Annotated in this window: 14 protein-coding genes and 1 pseudogene; 5 read left to right on the forward strand and 10 right to left on the reverse strand. The window is 72.9% G+C overall.

What is annotated here, in order from left to right:
- Both ABZ495_RS08805 and ABZ495_RS08810 read right to left on the reverse strand, forming a co-directional pair.
- The coding region (locus ABZ495_RS08805) for an acyl-CoA dehydrogenase family protein (protein ID WP_359835045.1) at positions 1-254 on the reverse strand (254 nt) is incomplete at its 3' end.
- Positions 255-328: 74 nt separating this feature from the next.
- The gene (locus ABZ495_RS08810; RefSeq protein ID WP_359835046.1) at positions 329-1,582 is read right to left on the reverse strand and encodes an LCP family protein; all 1,254 of its coding nucleotides are present in this window, start codon (positions 1,580-1,582) and stop codon (positions 329-331) included.
- Positions 1,583-1,796: 214 nt separating this feature from the next.
- Between ABZ495_RS08810 and ABZ495_RS08815 the strand changes: the two genes are divergently transcribed.
- Positions 1,797-3,134 carry a UDP-glucose/GDP-mannose dehydrogenase family protein gene (locus ABZ495_RS08815; RefSeq protein WP_329487948.1) on the forward strand — a complete coding sequence of 446 codons (1,338 nt, stop codon included), beginning with the start codon at positions 1,797-1,799 and terminating at the stop codon, positions 3,132-3,134.
- Positions 3,135-3,190: 56 nt separating this feature from the next.
- Here the strand turns inward: ABZ495_RS08815 and ABZ495_RS08820 are convergent, their stop codons facing one another.
- From ABZ495_RS08820 to ABZ495_RS08835, 4 genes are all read right to left on the reverse strand, one after another.
- Entirely contained in the window at positions 3,191-3,616 is a 426-nt protein-coding gene (locus ABZ495_RS08820) for a CoA-binding protein (RefSeq protein ID WP_359803654.1), read from the reverse strand.
- A gap of 149 nt (positions 3,617-3,765) precedes the next feature.
- Positions 3,766-5,001 carry a dipeptidase gene (locus ABZ495_RS08825; RefSeq protein WP_359803652.1) on the reverse strand — a complete coding sequence of 412 codons (1,236 nt, stop codon included), beginning with the start codon at positions 4,999-5,001 and terminating at the stop codon, positions 3,766-3,768.
- 23 nt (positions 5,002-5,024) lie between these two features.
- A complete protein-coding gene (gene purE / locus ABZ495_RS08830) occupies positions 5,025-5,561 on the reverse strand; it encodes a 5-(carboxyamino)imidazole ribonucleotide mutase (protein WP_329487951.1) in 537 nt (178 codons plus the stop codon).
- Positions 5,558-6,748, reverse strand: a complete 1,191-nt coding sequence (locus tag ABZ495_RS08835; RefSeq protein WP_352297982.1) for a 5-(carboxyamino)imidazole ribonucleotide synthase — start codon at positions 6,746-6,748, stop codon at positions 5,558-5,560. Before ABZ495_RS08835 ends, purE begins: the two co-directional genes overlap by 4 nt.
- Positions 6,749-6,955: 207 nt before the next feature.
- Between ABZ495_RS08835 and ABZ495_RS08840 the strand changes: the two genes are divergently transcribed.
- Positions 6,956-7,495, forward strand: coding sequence for a GtrA family protein (locus tag ABZ495_RS08840; protein WP_329487953.1), 540 nt, complete (start codon positions 6,956-6,958; stop codon positions 7,493-7,495).
- Positions 7,496-7,598: 103 nt separating this feature from the next.
- Positions 7,599-7,889: pseudogene (locus tag ABZ495_RS08845) on the forward strand (ester cyclase); the annotation flags it as partial.
- Positions 7,890-7,942: 53 nt separating this feature from the next.
- Here ABZ495_RS08845 and ABZ495_RS08850 read toward each other — a convergent pair.
- Both ABZ495_RS08850 and ABZ495_RS08855 read right to left on the reverse strand, forming a co-directional pair.
- Positions 7,943-9,190: an ATP-binding protein gene (locus tag ABZ495_RS08850; RefSeq protein ID WP_329487954.1), complete on the reverse strand. Its 1,248-nt coding sequence runs from the start codon at positions 9,188-9,190 to the stop codon at positions 7,943-7,945.
- A 58-nt stretch (positions 9,191-9,248) separates the two neighbouring features.
- Positions 9,249-9,923 carry a response regulator transcription factor gene (locus tag ABZ495_RS08855; RefSeq protein ID WP_073924168.1) on the reverse strand — a complete coding sequence of 225 codons (675 nt, stop codon included), beginning with the start codon at positions 9,921-9,923 and terminating at the stop codon, positions 9,249-9,251.
- A 327-nt stretch (positions 9,924-10,250) separates the two neighbouring features.
- Between ABZ495_RS08855 and ABZ495_RS08860 the strand changes: the two genes are divergently transcribed.
- Positions 10,251-11,759, forward strand: a complete 1,509-nt coding sequence (locus ABZ495_RS08860; protein ID WP_359803648.1) for an oligopeptide:H+ symporter — start codon at positions 10,251-10,253, stop codon at positions 11,757-11,759.
- 118 nt (positions 11,760-11,877) lie between these two features.
- Positions 11,878-13,971 carry a prolyl oligopeptidase family serine peptidase gene (locus ABZ495_RS08865; protein ID WP_359835048.1) on the forward strand — a complete coding sequence of 698 codons (2,094 nt, stop codon included), beginning with the start codon at positions 11,878-11,880 and terminating at the stop codon, positions 13,969-13,971.
- A gap of 56 nt (positions 13,972-14,027) precedes the next feature.
- On the opposite strand, the gene hutI is transcribed toward ABZ495_RS08865, so the two are convergent.
- Positions 14,028-15,197, reverse strand: coding sequence for an imidazolonepropionase (hutI, locus tag ABZ495_RS08870; RefSeq protein WP_359835049.1), 1,170 nt, complete (start codon positions 15,195-15,197; stop codon positions 14,028-14,030).
- A gap of 103 nt (positions 15,198-15,300) precedes the next feature.
- A complete protein-coding gene (locus ABZ495_RS08875; RefSeq protein WP_359835050.1) occupies positions 15,301-16,647 on the reverse strand; it encodes a formimidoylglutamate deiminase in 1,347 nt (448 codons plus the stop codon).
- Positions 16,648-16,661: the final 14 nt, after the last annotated feature.

A 16,661-nucleotide genomic window follows, 5' to 3' on the forward strand; every position in this document is an offset into this window, starting at 1 on the left:
TCCTCGATCACGATCACCGTCGCCAGCGCGTCCGCCCCCGCACCACCGAACTCCTCCGGCACGTGCACCGCGTGCAGGTCGTTGCCCCGCAACGCGTCCAACGCCTCCTGCGGGAACCGACCCTCCTCGTCCACCTCCGCCGCGAACGGAGCGATCTTCGCCTCGGCCAGCGAACGCACCGCCTCACGCAGCATCTCGTGCTCCTCGGAGATCCGGAAGAGATCGAAGTCCGCCGACCCTGCGCTGCCCGCCATGATGCCTGCCTCGCCGCTCAGTTGTTAGTTACCGTTAAGTAGATCCTAGGGCTCCGACCTGCGGCTGCCTAGGTTCAGTCGACGTCGGACCCGAGGGTGTCGCCGGCCCGGTGCTCCTGGAAGTACTCCGGCATCCGGTCGTTGCGCATCGCCTCCCAGAGCTGCGCCGCCGGACGCTCGTCCAGCAGCACGACGCTCTGGCCGTCGCGGGTGTCGAAGCCGCCGAACGGCGCGTTCATGAAGCGGACATCGTCGGCGCGCAGCGAGCGCAGGCCCCAGGCGAGCTGGAAGAGGTCGGTGTTGGAGAGCCGGTCGTCCACGCTGACCACCTCGCCGACCGACTGCAGCAGGCCGCCGAGGCGGGACGGACTGGCCAGCGTGCCGGAGTCCATGACCCGGAGCATCAGCGCGCGCAGGAAGTTCTGCTGCCGCTTCGTGCGGTCGAGGTCCCCACCGGGCAGGCCGTAGCGCTCACGGACGTACAGCAGCGCCTGGGCGCCGTCCATGTGATGGGTCCCGGCCTCCCAGGCGCGGGCCTCGCCGGCCGCCTCGATGGTGCGCGCAATGGTGATGTCCACGCCACCGACGGCGTCGGTGAGGGCGCGGAAGCCGTTCCAGTCGACCACGGCGAGGTGGTCGATCCGGATGCCGGTGAGGTTCTGCACGGTCTCGGTCATCAGGGCCGGGCCTCCCCAGGAGTACGCGGCGTTCAGCTTGGCCTTGCCGTGCCCGGGGACGTCCACCCAGGTGTCGCGGGCCAGCGAGACCAGCGAGGCGCTGCGGCCGTCCTCGGACAGGTGCAGCAGCATCATGGTGTCACTGCGGGCCGCGCCCTCCTGCCAGACCGGGGCCTTCGCCACGCTGCCGGTGGTCGGCACGTCGGAGCGGGCGTCCAGGCCGACCAGCAGCAGGTTGAGGCCGCTCGCCGGGACGGGCCTCGGCTGGGCGGACTCCGGCGCGGTCGGGAAGGCGTCCGGGATCCGGGTGACCGAGGAGGCGTAGTGCTCGGCCGCCCAGAAGAGCGCGCCGCCCGTACCGAGGACCAGCACCAGCAGCGCGGAGAGCGTCCACAGCAGGACGCGGCGGGTGCGACGGCGGCGGGCCGGCGGCTCGGGGCCCCGGCCCGGCCCGGCGGCCTCCGCGCCGCCGGCGCGCGGCTCGAAGAGGCTGAGCCCCTCCGCCCGCCCGCCGGACCCGTCGGGACGCGGCGGTTCTTCGGTGGGGGGCGCCTCGTCGGCGTGGGGCGGTTCTGCGGCGTGGGGCGGGCGCGGCGGTTCTTCGGCGTGGGGTGTGTCCGGTGTGTCCGTGCTCTCGGGCTTCGGATCCATGCGCGCATTGTGCCGCCGGTCACAGCACCCGTGTGGGGGTTCCGCCGGATCGCGCCCGGCGCACACCCGGCGCCCGGCGGCAGCGCCCGGGTGCCCGAAACATCGGCGCAGGCGGGACGGCCTGGGCCGGGTCCGGACGGGCGGATAGCATCGGTGCTCGCACGTCCTGCCCGTCCCACGGCAGGCAAGGTCGAGATTCCGCAAAGGGGAACCCGTGACCCTCCGCATCTCCGTGATCGGCACCGGCTATCTCGGTGCCACCCACGCCGCCGCCATGGCGGAGTTCGGCTTCGAGGTGCTGGGTCTGGACATCGACCCCGAGAAGATCGCCACGCTGACCGCCGGCCGGGTGCCGATGTACGAGCCGGGCCTGTCCGAGCTGCTGCTCAAGCACGTGGCGGGCCACGAGGGTTCGACCGGCCGGCTGCGCTTCACCACCTCCGCCCAGGAGGCCGCGGAGTTCGGCGACGTGCACTTCGTCTGCGTCAACACCCCGCAGCGCAAGGGCGAGTTCGCCGCCGACATGTCCTACGTGGACGCCGCGATCGACGAGCTGGCCCCGCACCTGACCCGGCCGGTGCTGGTGGTCGGCAAGTCCACCGTGCCGGTCGGCTCCGCGAACCGGCTGGCCGAGCGGCTGGCCGCGCTGGCGCCGGTCGGCGAGGACGCCGAGCTCGCCTGGAACCCGGAGTTCCTGCGCGAGGGCTTCGCCGTCCAGGACACCCTGCGGCCGGACCGGATCGTGGTCGGCGCCCGCAGCGAGCGCGCCGAGCGGCTGCTGCGCGAGGTGTACGCCGAGCCGATCGCGGCCGGCGTGCCGTTCGTGGTCACCGACTTCGCCACCGCCGAGCTGGTCAAGGCCGCCGCCAACTCCTTCCTGGCCACCAAGATCTCGTTCATCAACGCGATGGCCGAGGTCTGCGAGGCGGCCGGCGCCGACGTCACCCTGCTCTCCACCGCGCTCGGCCACGACGACCGGATCGGCCGCAAGTTCCTCAACGCGGGCCTGGGCTTCGGCGGCGGCTGCCTGCCCAAGGACATCCGCGCGTTCATGGCCCGGGCCGGGGAGCTGGGCGCCGACCAGGCGCTGGCCTTCCTGCGCGAGGTCGACTCGATCAACATGCGGCGCCGCTCCCGGATGGTCGAGCTGGCCCGCGAGCAGTGCGGCGGCGGCTTCCTCGGCCGCCGGGTCGCCGTCCTCGGCGCCGCCTTCAAGCCCAACTCCGACGACATCCGGGACTCCCCCGCGCTCAACGTCGCCGCCCAGATCCAGCTCCAGGGCGCGCAGGTCACGGTGTACGACCCGAAGGCGATGGACAACGCCCGCAAGATGTTCCCGGGACTGGCCTACGCGCAGTCCCCGCTGGAGGCCGCCGAGGGCGCGCACGTGGTCCTGCACCTCACCGAGTGGCAGGAGTTCCGCGACCTCGACCCGGCCGAGCTGGGCACGGTGGTCGCCGAGCGCCGCCTGCTGGACGGCCGCAACGCCCTGGACGCCGACGCCTGGCGCGCGGCCGGCTGGACGTACCGGGCGCTGGGCCGCCCGAGCTGACGCGGCACGCGCCGAGGCCCGCCGGTCGTTCCGACGACCGGCGGGCCTCGTGCGTGCTAACCGAACCGCCCGCCGAGCCCGAGCCGGGGGATCTCGATGGCGGGGCACTTGTCCATCACCATCGCGAGACCGGCCGCGCGGGCCCGCTCGTAGGCGGCCTCGTCCACCACGTCGAGCTGGAACCAGACGCCCTTGGCACCGATGGCCACGGCTTCGTCGGCCACCGCGCCGGCGAGGTCGGACCGGACGAAGGTGTCGACCACGTCGACCTCGAACGGGATGTCCGCCAGCGAGGCGTACCCCTGCTCCCCGTGAACGGTCTCGGCCTTCGGGTGCACGGGCACGATCCGCTTCCCGAAGCGCTGCAGCACCTCGGCGACGCCGTACGCGGCGCGCCGGCGGTTGGACGACAGGCCGACCACGGCCCAGGTGTCGCCCAGCTCGGTAAGGATCTTGCGGACCGTCTCCGGGTCGCCGTACATGCCCTGCCTCCTCGCAGCCGCGGACTCAACCACTGGCAGCACCCCGGTCCGTCCGGCCATTCCCGGGCGGACCGGGCCGGGAACGGCCGTCCGTGCTGGTGCTCAGCCGTCGAGGCCGTGGACGTCGTGCTCAGCCGTCGACGTCGTGCTCAGCCGTCGAGGCCGTCGAGCTGCGCGAGGGTGGCGATGGACGGGCGGCGGGTGGTCCGCAGCTCACGCGCGACGGCCTCGGCGTCGCGCAGCACGCGTACCGCGTTGTGCCAGGTGAGCTTCCCGAGGTCGGTCGGCGACCAGCCCCGGCCGAGCAGTTCGGCGATCAGGTTGGGGTAGCCGGCCACGTCGTCCAGCCCGGCCGGGAGGAACGCCGTGCCGTCGAAGTCGCCGCCGATGCCGATGTGGTCGATGCCGGCCACCTCGCGCATGTGGTCGAGGTGGTCGGCGACGGTGGCCGGGGTGGCGACCGGGCGCGGGGTGGCCTGCTCGAAGGCCCGCTGGCAGGCCATCCCGGCCGGGGTGGTGTCGAGGTGGTCGAAGCCGTGGGCGCGCATGTTCTCGTCCGCGGCGGCGGTCCACTCGATGGCGGCGGGCAGGATGAACTTCGGGACGAAGGTGGCCATCGCCACGCCGCCGTTGGCCGCCAGCCGGCCGAGCACGTCGTCCGGGACGTTGCGCGGGTGGTCGCAGACGGCGCGCGCCGAGGAGTGCGAGAAGAGCACCGGCGCCTCGCTGACCCGCAGCGCGTCGCGCATGGTGTCGGCGGAGACGTGCGAGAGGTCGACCAGCATGCCGAGCCGGTTCATCTCCCGGACGACCTCCTCGCCGAACCGGGTCAGGCCCCCGGCCGCCGGCTTGTCGGTCGCCGAGTCGGCCCACGGGGTGTTGTCGTTGTGGGTGAGCGTCAGGTACCGGACGCCGAGCTCGTACAGGGCGCGCAGGGTGGCCAGCGAGGAGTCGATGGAGTGGCCGCCCTCGGCGCCCATCAGGGAGGCGATCCGGCCGTCGGCGCGGGCGGCCTCCATGTCCTCGGCGGTGAACGCGAGGCGGAGCCGGTCGGGGAAGCGCGCGGCCAGGGCCCGGACGAAGTCGATCTGCTCCAGGGTGGCGCTGACGGCGTGGTCGCCGGCCAGCCGCGAGGGGACGTAGACGGACCAGAACTGCGCGCCGACCCCGCCCGCGGCGAGGCGGGCGAGGTCGGTGTGCAGCCGTGAACTCTGGTCGGCGGCCAGGTCGAGCGTGTCGAGGTCGTAGCCGACCTGCTCGCGCATCGCCCAGGGGAGGTCGTTGTGGCCGTCCACCACGGGGGTGTCGCGGAGGAGGGCGCGGGCACGGTCCAGCAGGGCGGCCGGGTCGGGCTGCTCAGCGGAGTCCAACAGCTCAGAGGTCATACGAGCTGTTGTATCCGATATGACTACTTTCCAAAGCCGAAGGAGGCGGAACCCGCCACCTTGGCCCGCAGCTTCTTCCCCTTCTCGGTGGCCTGGCTGTTCAGCTCGGCCTGGAAGTCGGTCATCTTCTCGGTCAGCTCCGGGTCGAACGCGGCCAGCATCCGCACCGCCAGCAGGCCCGCGTTGCGCGCACCCGCCACCGAGACGGTGGCCACCGGCACCCCGGCCGGCATCTGGACGATCGACAGCAGGCTGTCCATGCCGTCCAGGTAGCGCAGCGGCACCGGGACGCCGATGACCGGCAGCGGGGTGACCGAGGCGAGCATGCCCGGCAGGTGGGCGGCGCCGCCGGCGCCCGCGATGATCGCCTTCAGGCCGCGCCGGTGGGCCTCCTCGCCGTACGCGACCATCTCGCGCGGCATCCGGTGCGCGGAGACGACGTCCACCTCGTAGGGGATCTCGAACTCGTCGAGGGCCTGGGCCGCGGCCTCCATGACCGGCCAGTCGGAGTCCGAGCCCATCACGATGCCGACCAGGGGGCCGTGGGAAGAGGAGGTCATTCGGTGATCGTTCCTCGCAGGTAGGCGGCCGCGTGACGGGCGCGCTCGCGGACGTCGTCGAGGTCGTCCCCGAAGACGTTGACGTGACCGACCTTGCGGCCGGGCTTCACGTCCTTCCCGTACATGTGGATCCGCAGGCCGGGGTCACGGGCCATGCAGTGCAGGAAGGCGTGGTACATGTCCGGGTAGTCGCCGCCGAGCACGTTGACCATGACGGTCCACTTGGCGCGCGGCCGGGGGTCGCCGAGCGGCAGGTCGAGCACGGCCCGCAGGTGGTTCTCGAACTGCGAGGTGACGGCGCCGTCCTGGGACCAGTGCCCGGAGTTGTGCGGGCGCATGGCCAGCTCGTTGACCAGGATCCGGCCGTCCCGGGTCTGGAACAGCTCGACCGCCAGGTGGCCGGTGATGTCCAGCTCGCCGGCGATCCGCAGGGCCAGCTGCTGGGCCTCGTCGGACAGCGCCGGGTCGAGGTCCGGCGCCGGGGCGGTCACCTCGGCGCAGACGCCGTTCTCCTGGACGCTCTCCACCACCGGGTAGGCGACGGCCTGGCCGCTGGGCGAGCGGACCACGTTGGCGGCCAGCTCGCGGACGAAGTCCACCTTCTCCTCGGCCAGCACGGGGACGCCGGCCAGGAACGGCGCGTGCGCCTGCTCCTCGTCGTCGACGACCCAGACGCCCTTGCCGTCGTAGCCGCCGCGGACGGTCTTGAGGACGACCGGGTAGCCGGCGCCCTCCTCGGCGAAGGCCGTCACGTCGGCCGGGCCGGAGACGATCCGGTGCCGGGGGCAGGGCACCCCGATGGAGTCGAGCCTGGCCCGCATCACGCCCTTGTCCTGGGCGTTGACCAGCGCCTCCGGGCCGGGCCGGACGGCCACGCCGTCGGCCTGCAGGGCCCGCAGGTGCTCGGTCGGCACGTGCTCGTGGTCGAAGGTGATCACATCGCAGCCGGCCGCGAAGCGGCGCAGCGTGTCGAGGTCGCGGTAGTCGCCGAGGACGGTGTCGGAGACCACCTGCGCGGCGGAGTCCTGGGGCGTGTCGGCGAGGAGTTTGAACCGGACCCCGAGCGGGATGCCCGCCTGGTGTGCCATCCGGGCCAGCTGCCCGCCGCCGATCATGCCCACTACTGGAAAATTCGCATTGCCCGGGGAAGTCACCCCGCCAGGATATCCGGGCCGGTCGGGGGCCATGGAACCGCCATGGAACCGCACGGCCGGCGGGCACCGTCCCAGGGAGCGAGGAGCCCGGGGGGCTGAGCCGATCGGCGGAACCGGGTAGCCTGGACCGCTAGGTCCTGGTACGCGTGGTCCGATCATGTGCGTGCACGCAGGGCTCAAGGGGCCAGCCGCGCATCCGCTCCGGGCCCCCTCGTCCGCAGCACATGGAGGCAGCCCGGTATGGCGACGACCGCAGCGTCGAACCCCCCGCTGACGCAGAGACTGCGCGGTCTGTCGGGCGAGGTGGTGAAGTTCGGCATCGTCGGCCTGAGCGGTGTGGTGGTCAACTTCGCCGTCTTCTGGATCTGCATCAACGGGTTCCACCTGGCCTCGCTACGGTCCAACATCGCCGCCACCCTGGTGGCCATCGCGACCAACTACCTCGGCTACCGCTACTGGCTGTACCGGGACCGCGACGCCGCCTCGCGCAAGCGCGAGATCACGCTGTTCCTGCTGTTCAGCGGCGCCGGGATGCTGATCGAGACCGGGGTGCTGGGCTTCTCGGTCTACGTGCTCGGCCTGGACTCGCACTTCGAGCAGCTGGCCGCCAAGGTGGCCGGCCTCGCGGTGGCCACGGTGTTCCGCTTCGTCTCCTACCGGACGTGGGTCTTCACGGCCGTCCCGGAGACCGGCGCCGAGCCCGCCCCGGCGGCCGAGGTCGTCGCGCAGGCCGAGCTGGTGCTCGCCGCCGAGGAGATCCGGTACGCCAAGGCCGAATAGGCCCACCCCCTTGCCCCGCCCGCTCGGGCGGGAGGACAGTGGTGACCGAGGGCGAGCACGGCCGGCGAACGATCGAGGCCCGGGGGATCACAGGAGGCTCGCCATGGCGTTCGTCCAGATCATCGACTGCAAGACCGACAAGGTGGACGACCTCAACCGGCTGATGGACAGCTGGGCCGAACAGACCGAGGGCCGGCGGACGGTCGGACACGCGATGGTCGGCGCCGACCGCGCGGACCCGCGGCACCTGGTGGAGATCGTCGAGTTCGCCTCCTACGAGGACGCGATGAAGAACTCCGCGCTGCCCGAGACCGACCGGATCTTCCGGGAGATGGTCGCGCTCTGCGACGAGCCGCCGACCTTCACCGACCTGGACGTGGTCCGCGACACCCGGTTCTGAGGGCACCGCACGGGCCGGACCGGGAGCGCCGCGCGAAGACCTGCCGCTCAGGCCTCGCGCTGGCTGCGGCCCAGGAAGATGGCGAACACCGGCGGCTTCAGCGAGAGCAGTTCGAGCCGGCCGCCGTCCGCCTCCGCGAGGTCGCGGGCCACCGCCAGGCCGATCCCCGTCGAGTTGCGCCCGCTGACCGCCCGTTCGAAGACCCGGTTGCCCAGCTCCGGCGGCACCCCGGCGCCCTGGTCCTGCACCTCGACCACCACCGACGTCCCCGACGGCCGCACCCGCAGGGTGATCAGCCCGGCGCCGTGCATCAGCGAGTTCTCGATCAGGGTGGCCAGCACCTGGGCCACCGTGCCGGGGGTGCCGACGGCGGTGACCCCGTGCAGGCCCTCCACCTGGAGCACCCGGCCGGTGCCGCGCAGCGACGGGCCCCACTCCTCCACCTGCTGCTTGACCACGTCGTCCAGGTCGAAGGCGACGGCGGTGGGGCTGCGCGGGTCCCGCTGGGTGGTGAGCAGCCGCTGGACGACGTCGGTGAGCCGCTCGACCTGCTGGAGGGCGATGGTCGCCTCCTCCTTGACGGTCTCCGGATCCTCGGCGACCGCGGTGATCTCCTCCAGCCGCATGGAGAGCGCGGTGAGCGGGGTGCGCAGCTGGTGCGAGGCGTCGGCGGCGAGCCGCCGTTCGGCGGTGAGCATCCGGGCGATCCGCTCGGCGCTGACGTCCAGCACCTCGGCGACCCGGTCCAGCTCGGGCACGCCGTAGCGGCGGTCGCGCGGGCGCGGGTCGCCGGAGCCGAGCCGCTCGGCCGTCTCGGCGAGGTCGGTGAGCGGCCGGGCCAGCCGCTTGGCCTGCCAGACGGCCAGGGCGACGGCCGCCTGGACGGCGAGCAGTGCCACCACGCCGAGCAGCAGCAGCATGTTGGCGATCTCGTGGTCGACGCCGGCCCGGGACTGCTCGACGGTGACGGTCTCCCCGCTGGCGCCCTGCTCGACGGACTTCAGCAGATGGGTCCCGGCCGGCCGCTCGCCGCTGGAGACGACGGACTTGCCGGGGATGTCCACCTCGACGTACTGGCCGTCGGTGACCTGGTTGGCGAACTTGTCGCCGGTGACCGGCTCGCCCGCGGAGAGCCGGTTCTCCACCAGCGCGAGCACCCGGACGGCGGCCGCGTCCACCCGGTCCTGCGCCGAGTTCACGATGGTGCGCTTCTCGACCAGGGCGAGCGGGACGCAGAACACCGCGACCACCACCAGGACGACGCCCAGCAGCGAGTTGATCATCCGGCGCTTCACGCTGCCGCTCCCCGTGGTGGTTCGTTCCCCTTACGGGGGCCAGTTCTTCTTACAGGGGCTAGTTCTTCTCGAAGCGGAAGCCCACTCCGCGCACGGTGGCGATGTAGCGGGGGTTGGCCGCGTCGTCGCCGAGCTTCTTGCGCAGCCAGGAGATGTGCATGTCCAGCGTCTTGGTGGAGGTCCACCAGGTGGTGTCCCAGACCTGGCGCATGATCTCCTCCCGGGTGACCACCCGCCCGGCGTCCCGAACCAGCACCCGCAGCAGCTCGAACTCCTTGGCGGAGAGCGTCAGCTCCTCCTCGCCGAGCCAGGCGCGGTGGGACTCGATGTCGATCTTCACCCCGTGCGCGCCGGTGGTGAGCTGGTCCACGTTGCCGCGCCGGAGCAGGGCCCGGACGCGGGCGAGCAGTTCGGCGAGGCGGAAGGGCTTGGTGACGTAGTCGTCGGCACCGGCGTCCAGGCCGACCACGGTGTCCACCTCGTCCGCACGGGCGGTGAGGACGAGGACGGGGCAGCTCTTGCCGTCGGCCCGCAGGCGGCGGCAGACCTCCAGGCCGTCCATCTCGGGAAGACCGAGGTCGAGGACGACGAGGTCGACCTCCTCGGTGAGCCCGGCGGCCAGTGCGGCCGGACCGTCCTCGCGGACGAGCACCTCATAGCCCTCGCGTCGCAGGGCCCGGGCGAGCGGTTCGGAGATCGCCGGATCGTCCTCGGCGAGCAGCACACAGGTCATGTGGTGATGGTAGTCCGCCGGGGATAGGGGGCCTGCGCTGTGAGGTAGTTCACAGAGCGTGATCGTTATACGGAGCGCGATCACCGCTCAACGGACATGCCCCAACCGCCTGTTCGGCGAAGATTCCACGGCTGGGTCTTGCATCCGAAGGAACATGTCCAGCCCTACCATGGATCTATCGATCAGATTGATCGCAGACTTTGCCATCGCCATACCTAATTGGCGTGTTTTGTCAGCTGATAACGCCAAATCTGGCCACGTACAGTGGTTTGGTCCACGTCCGCCGTACCCCCCTAGGCGGACGCTGTCAGCAAGGAACCACTACACATGGCGTCTACGACCCTGGAGTCCGGCGTTCAGTCGGCCTCTCCCAGCGGCAAGACCTTCCTCGGGCACCCCCGTGGACTCGCCACTCTCTTCATGAGTGAGATGTGGGAGCGCTTCAGCTACTACGGCATGCGCGCCCTGCTGGTCCTTTACATGACCGCCTCCATCACGGAGGGCGGTCTCGGCATGAAGATGGCCGTGGCCAGCGCGGTCTACAGCGTGTACACGGCCATGGTCTACCTGCTGGCCCTGCCGGGCGGCTGGATCGCCGACCGATTCCTCGGTGCCCGCAAGACCGTCGCGGTGGGCGGCTCGATCATCATGATCGGCCACTTCCTGCTGGCCGTTCCGGCGAGCGTGTCGTTCTTCGTCGGCCTGGCGTTCATCGCGCTCGGCTCCGGCCTGCTGAAGGCCAACATCTCGACGATGGTCGGCCACCTGTACGACGGTCCGAACGACCCGCGCCGTGACGGTGGCTTCACCATCTTCTACATGGGCATCAACCTCGGTGCCTTCGCGGCGCCGCTGGTGATCGGCACCATCGGCCAGAGCGTCAACTGGCACCTCGGTTTCGCCCTCGCCGGTGTCGGCATGGCGATCGGCCTGATCCAGTTCATGCTGGGCAGCCGCCACCTGAGCGCCAAGAGCGACGTGGTGACCTCGCCGATCTCGGCAGCCGAGAAGCGCGTGATCTTCAGGAAGGCCGGCTTCTGGCTGGCGCTGGCCACCGTGTTCTACGCGGTCGTCGCGCTGACCGGCCACTTCACGATCAACTGGGCGATCTGGCCGCTCTCCATCGCCGGCATCGCGCTTCCCGTGTTCGTCTTCGCCAAGGTGAAGCGCGACAAGGACCTCGACGCGGGCGAGCAGTCCAAGATGAGCGGTTACATCTGGTTCTTCGTGGCCGCCGCCGTGTTCTGGATGATCTACGACCAGTCGGGCTCGACTCTGAGCATCTTCGCGGACGAGAACACCTCGTCCACGCTGTTCGGCTTCGACTTCCCGTCGACCTGGTTCCAGTCGCTGAACCCGCTGTACATCATGGCGCTGGCCCCGGTCTTCGCCTGGCTCTGGGTGGCCCTGTCCCGCAAGGCCAAGAACCCCAGCACCACCATGAAGTTCGCGTTCGGTCTGCTGATGATCGGCGCCTCCTTCCTCGTCATGATGCTGGCCATGGCGGCTGCCGCGGGCGGCACCAAGGTCACCCCGCTCTGGCTGGCCATGGTGTACCTGATCCAGACCGTCGGTGAGCTGACGCTCTCCCCCGTGGGCCTGTCCGTCACCACCAAGCTGGCCCCGGCGAAGTACGCCAGCCAGATGATGGGCGTCTGGTTCCTCGCCGTCACCGCCGGTGACTGCGTCGCGGCCATCTTCCAGCTCGTCCTCGGCGACAGCGTGGTCGGCAGCACCTGGTACTTCGCGGTCCAGGGTGCGATGGCGATCGTCGCGGGCATCGGTCTGGCGATGTACCGCAAGAAGGTCGTGAAGCTGATGGGCAACGTCCACTGACGCACCCCGAAGCACCGCCGGGCACGCCCCGGCACGAGGGGCCGGTACGGATCGGAAGATCCGTACCGGCCCCTTTTTCGGACGCGTGACCGCCCCGAGGCGTGTCAGGGTGTCGGGCATGTCGAGTGAATCGCTGCCCCGTCAGCTCGCCCGTACCCGTCGGTTCTCCCTCGGGGTGCCCGCCCATCCGGTCGTCTGCGACGGCGGTCGGACGGTGCTGTTCCTGCGCAGCCGGGCCGGGGACGACCCGGTCGGCTGTCTCTGGGCGCTGGACGCCGACAGCGGCGAGGAGCGGCTGCTGGCCGATCCGGCCGGGCTGGGCGGCGAGGGCCGGGACGTCCCCGAGGCGGAGCGGATCCGCCGCGAGCGCTCCCGCGTGCACGCCACCGGAATCACCGCCTTCGCCGCCGACCGGGCCGGCCGGACGGTCGTCTTCGCCCTGGGCGGGGAGCTCTGGGTGGCGGACCCCGTCGGTGGCGGCGTCCGCCGGATACCGACCGCCACCGGCGTCTACGACCCGCGCCCGGACCCGACCGGCCGCCGGATCGCCTACGTGGGCGACGGGGCGCTGCGCGTCATCGGGGTGGACGGCACCGGGGACCGCGCGCTGGCCGAGCCCGAGCACGCCGAGGTCGCGTACGGCGTCCCCGACCACGTCGCCGCCGAGTCCATGCACCGCACCCGGGCGTACTGGTGGTCGCCGGACGGCACCCGGCTGCTGGCCGCCCGGGTGGACAACGGCCCGCTCGCCCGCCTCCACCTCGCCGACCCGGCCGATCCGGCGCGGCCGCCGCGCGTCCTGCGCTACCCGCTGGCCGGCACCACCAACGCCGACGTCTCGCTCTGGCTGCTGGACCTCGACGGCGGCCGTACCGAGGCCCGCTGGGACCGCGCCGGGTTCGAGTACCTGGCCGCCGCCGGCTGGGACGCCCACGGCCCCTTCGCCGCCGTGCAGAGCCGGGACCAGCGCACCGTCCGCACCCTCGCCGTGGATCCGGCCGACGGCGCCACCCGGACGCTCGCCGAGCAGCGGGACGAGCACTGGGTCGAACTCGTCCCCGGCCTGCCCGTCCGCACCGCCGCCGGGGTCCTGGTCGACGCCGCGGACCTCGGCGACACCCGCCGGCTCACCGTGGGCGGCGAGCCCGTCACCCCGCCCGGTCTCCAACTGCGCTCGGTGCTCGGGACCGACGGCGAACAGGTCCTCTTCACCGCCTCCACCGAGCCGACCGAAACCCACCTGTGGTCGTACGACCCGGCCGAGGGCGCCGTACGGCTCAGCTCCGCGCCCGGCGCGCACACCGGCGTACGGAGCGACGGCACCCTCGTCCACACCGCGCGGACGCCCGGTGCGCCCGGCGGGCACACCACCGTCCACCGGAACGGGCGCCCCGCCGTCGACCTGCGCTCGCACGCGCAGCGCCCCGTCCTCACCGCCCGGCCCGAGCTGCTCCGGCTGGGCCCGCGCGAGCTTCGCGCCACGCTCTTCCGGCCCACCGGCCACCGCCCCGGCGACGGCCCGCTGCCCGTCCTGCTCGACCCCTACGGCGGGCCCGCGCTGCAGAAGGCCACCGCGGCCGGCGGCTGGCCCGACCTGGTCTCGCAGTGGTTCGCCGACCAGGGCTTCGCCGTCCTGGTGGTGGACGGGCGCGGCACTCCCGGCCGGGGCCCGCACTGGGAGAAGGCCGTGTTCGCGGACATCGCCACGCCCGTGCTGGACGACCAGGTCGAGGCCCTGCGGGAGGCCGCACTGGCCCGCCCGGGGCTGCTGGACCTCGACCGGGTCGCCGTCCGGGGCTGGTCCTTCGGCGGCTTCCTGGCCGCCCTGGCCGTGCTGCGCCGCCCGGACGTCTTCCACGCCGCGGTGGCCGGGGCCGCGCCCACCGACCACCGGCTGTACGACACCCACTGGAAGGAGCGCTTCCTCGGCCACCCGGACGAGCACCCGGAGCGCTACGACGCCTGCTCGCTGATCCCCGACGCCGCCGGCCTGCGCCGGCCGCTGCTGCTGGTGCACGGCCTGGCCGACGACAACGTGCTGCCCGCGCACACGCTGCGGCTCTCCGCCGCCCTGCTCGCCGCCGGCCGCCCGCACGAGCTGCTGCCGCTCAGCGGGGCCACCCACTCCCCCAGCGACGAGACGGTGGCGGAGAACCTGCTGCTGCACCAGCTGGACTTCCTGCGCCGCGGCCTCGCCGCGCGGGGCCGGTAACGGCCCGGGGGGCGACGGCGGTCGCCGTCGCCCCCCGGGCCCCGGAGCCGTGAAGGTCAGACCTCGCGGACCCCGGCCCGCCAGACCGCCGCCGTCAGCGGGACGCCCGGCCGGTACGCGAGGTGGACGTGCGAGGGCGCCTCCAGCAGCTGGAGGTCGGCCCGGGCGCCGACCGTCACCACGCCGACGTCGGTGCGCCGCAGCGCCCGGGCGCCGCCCGCGGTGGCGGCCCAGACCGCCTCGTCCGGCGTCATCCCCATCTCCCGGACCGCGACCGCGATGCAGAACGCCATCGAACTGGTGAAGCTGGAGCCCGGGTTGCAGTCGGTGGAGAGCGCGACGACGGCGCCCGCGGCGAGCAGCCGGCGCGCGTCCGGGTAGGCGGCGCGGGTGGAGAACTCCGCGCCCGGCAGCAGCGTCGCCACCGTCTCCGAGCCGGCCAGCGCGGCCACGTCCTCGTCGGTGAGGTGGGTGCAGTGGTCGGCCGAGGCCGCCCCCAGCTCGACGGCGAGCTGGACGCCCGGGCCGTAGGAGAGCTGGTTGGCGTGCACCCGGGGGGTGAGACCGCGCTCGATCCCGGCGGTCAGGATCGCCCGGGCCTGGTCCCCGTCGAAGGCGCCGTTCTCGCAGAAGACGTCCACCCAGCGGGCGTAGGGCGCGCAGGCGTCCAGCATGTCGCCGGTGACCAGGTCCACGTAGCCCGCCGGGTCGTCGGCGTACTCGGGGGCGACCACGTGGGCGCCCAGGTAGGTGGTCTCGGAGGTGTACGAGGAGGCGATCCGCAGCGCCCGGGCCTCGTCGACGACGGTCAGCCCGTAGCCGGACTTGCACTCGATCGCGGTCGTCCCCTGCCGCAGCGCCTCGCGCACGAACCGGGCCAGGTTGGCGTCGAGTTCGGCGTCGCTCGCGGCCCGGGTGGCGGCCACCGTCGTCCGGATCCCGCCCGCGGTGTACGACTGGCCGGACATCCGGGCGTTGAACTCCGCGGTGCGGTCCCCGGCGAACACCAGGTGGGCGTGCGAGTCGACGAAGCCGGGCAGCAGCGCCCGCCCGGCCGCGTCGAACCGCTCGTCCGCGGCGGGCGCCTCGGCCGCCGGCCCGACCCAGGCGACCGTGCCGCCGTCCACCACCACGGCCGCGTCGGTGAGCAGGCCGAGCGGCCCGGTCCCGTACGCGGGGTCGTTGGTGACCAGGCTGCCGATCCCGGTGATCAGGGTGCTCGGCATGCCCTGACTCTGCGGGCTGCTCGGGGTGCTCACATCAGGCCTTTCGGGGCTGGACCCGGGGCGGGCGGGGTCGGCCCCGCCCGCCCCCGGGAGGTACGGGGACTCAGCAGCTCAGCGCGGCGATCGAGGACCGCAGCGCGGCCGGGACGTCGGGCACCAGCTGGTGGACGCCGTCCCGGACGATCTGCCGTCCGCCGACCACCACGTGCCGCACGTCGGCGGCCGAGGCGGCGAACACCGCGATCTCGGCGCCGAGCCGGCTCGGCGGCCCGGCGGTGCGCACCGAGTCCAGGGCGATCACGGTGAAGTCGGCCAGGGCGCCGGCCTCGATCCGCCCGGCCTCCGGCCAGCCGAGCGAGGCGTGTCCGTCCTCGGTGCCCGCCCGCAGCAGCGAGTTGGCCGTCCAGTGGCCCCGGGTCCTGGTCCGCAGCCGCTCGTCCAGCTCCAGCGCGCGGGCCTCCTCGAACGGGTCGATGACGGCGTGGCTGTCACTGCCCAGGGTGATCGGGCAGCCCGCCGAGGCGAGCCGGCGGGCCGGACCGATGCCGTCGGCGAGGTCCCGCTCGGTGGTGGGGCACATGCAGATGGCGGTCGAGGAGTCGCTGAGGAGCTTGACGTCCTCGTCGGTGAGGTGGGTGGCGTGCACCGCCGAGGTGCGCGGGCCGAGCGCGCCGTGGTCGGCGAGCAGCCTGGTCGGGGTGACGCCGTGCGCGGTGAGGCAGGCGTCGTTCTCGGCGGTCTGCTCGGAGAGGTGGACGTGCAGCGGGGCCCGGCGGCCGTCCGTCCACCGCGCGACAGTGCCGAGCTGCTCGGCCGGTACCGCCCGCACCGAGTGGATCGCGGCGCCGATCCGGGCGTGCTCGCGCGGCTTGAGCGCCTCCACCCGCTCGGCCCAGGCGTCGGCGTCGCCGTCGCTGAACCGGAGCTGCGGCCTGGTCGGCTCGGCGCCGAAGCCGGCCGACAGGTAGCAGGTGTCCAGCAGGGTGATCCGGATCCCGGCCCGGGCGGCGGCCTCGATCAGCGCCTCGCCCATCGCGTTCGGATCGTCGTAGCGGCTCCCGCCGGGCGCGTGGTGCAGGTAGTGGAACTCCCCCACCGCGGTGATCCCGGCCAGCGCCATCTCGGCGTAGACGGCGGTGGCGAGCTCCAGGTAGCTGTCCGGGTCGAGCGCCCCGGCGAACCGGTACATGGTGTCGCGCCAGGTCCAGAAGGTGCCGGAGCCGACCTGCACGTGGCCGCGCAGCGCCCGGTGGAAGGCGTGCGAGTGCGCGTTGGCCTGGCCGGGCAGCAGCAGCCCGGCCAGCCGGACGGCGCCGGGCGGGCAGGGCCCGCTGTCCGGCGTCACCGCGGTGATCCGGCCGCCGGGGCCGGTGGCGATCAGCACGTCCTGCTCGACCACCGGCCCGTTGGCGTGCGGCAGCCAGGCGTGCTCCGCCCAGTAAGTCGTCATGTGCGCGCCTCCGG

This window comes from Kitasatospora sp. NPDC005748 (assembly GCF_040630735.1).
GTDB lineage: Bacteria > Actinomycetota > Actinomycetes > Streptomycetales > Streptomycetaceae > Kitasatospora.

Coding starts and splice junctions, on each gene's coding strand:
- ABZ495_RS08810 (WP_359835046.1), bottom strand. CDS start 1,582: ATGGATCCGAAGCCCGAGAGCACGGACACACCGGACACACCCCACGCC.
- ABZ495_RS08820 (WP_359803654.1), bottom strand. CDS start 3,616: ATGTACGGCGACCCGGAGACGGTCCGCAAGATCCTTACCGAGCTGGGC.
- ABZ495_RS08825 (WP_359803652.1), bottom strand. CDS start 5,001: ATGACCTCTGAGCTGTTGGACTCCGCTGAGCAGCCCGACCCGGCCGCC.
- purE (WP_329487951.1), bottom strand. CDS start 5,561: ATGACCTCCTCTTCCCACGGCCCCCTGGTCGGCATCGTGATGGGCTCG.
- ABZ495_RS08835 (WP_352297982.1), bottom strand. CDS start 6,748: ATGGCCCCCGACCGGCCCGGATATCCTGGCGGGGTGACTTCCCCGGGC.
- ABZ495_RS08840 (WP_329487953.1), top strand. CDS start 6,956: ATGGCGACGACCGCAGCGTCGAACCCCCCGCTGACGCAGAGACTGCGC.
- ABZ495_RS08855 (WP_073924168.1), bottom strand. CDS start 9,923: ATGACCTGTGTGCTGCTCGCCGAGGACGATCCGGCGATCTCCGAACCG.
- ABZ495_RS08860 (WP_359803648.1), top strand. CDS start 10,251: ATGGCGTCTACGACCCTGGAGTCCGGCGTTCAGTCGGCCTCTCCCAGC.
- ABZ495_RS08865 (WP_359835048.1), top strand. CDS start 11,878: ATGTCGAGTGAATCGCTGCCCCGTCAGCTCGCCCGTACCCGTCGGTTC.
- hutI (WP_359835049.1), bottom strand. CDS start 15,197: ATGCCGAGCACCCTGATCACCGGGATCGGCAGCCTGGTCACCAACGAC.
- ABZ495_RS08875 (WP_359835050.1), bottom strand. CDS start 16,647: ATGACGACTTACTGGGCGGAGCACGCCTGGCTGCCGCACGCCAACGGG.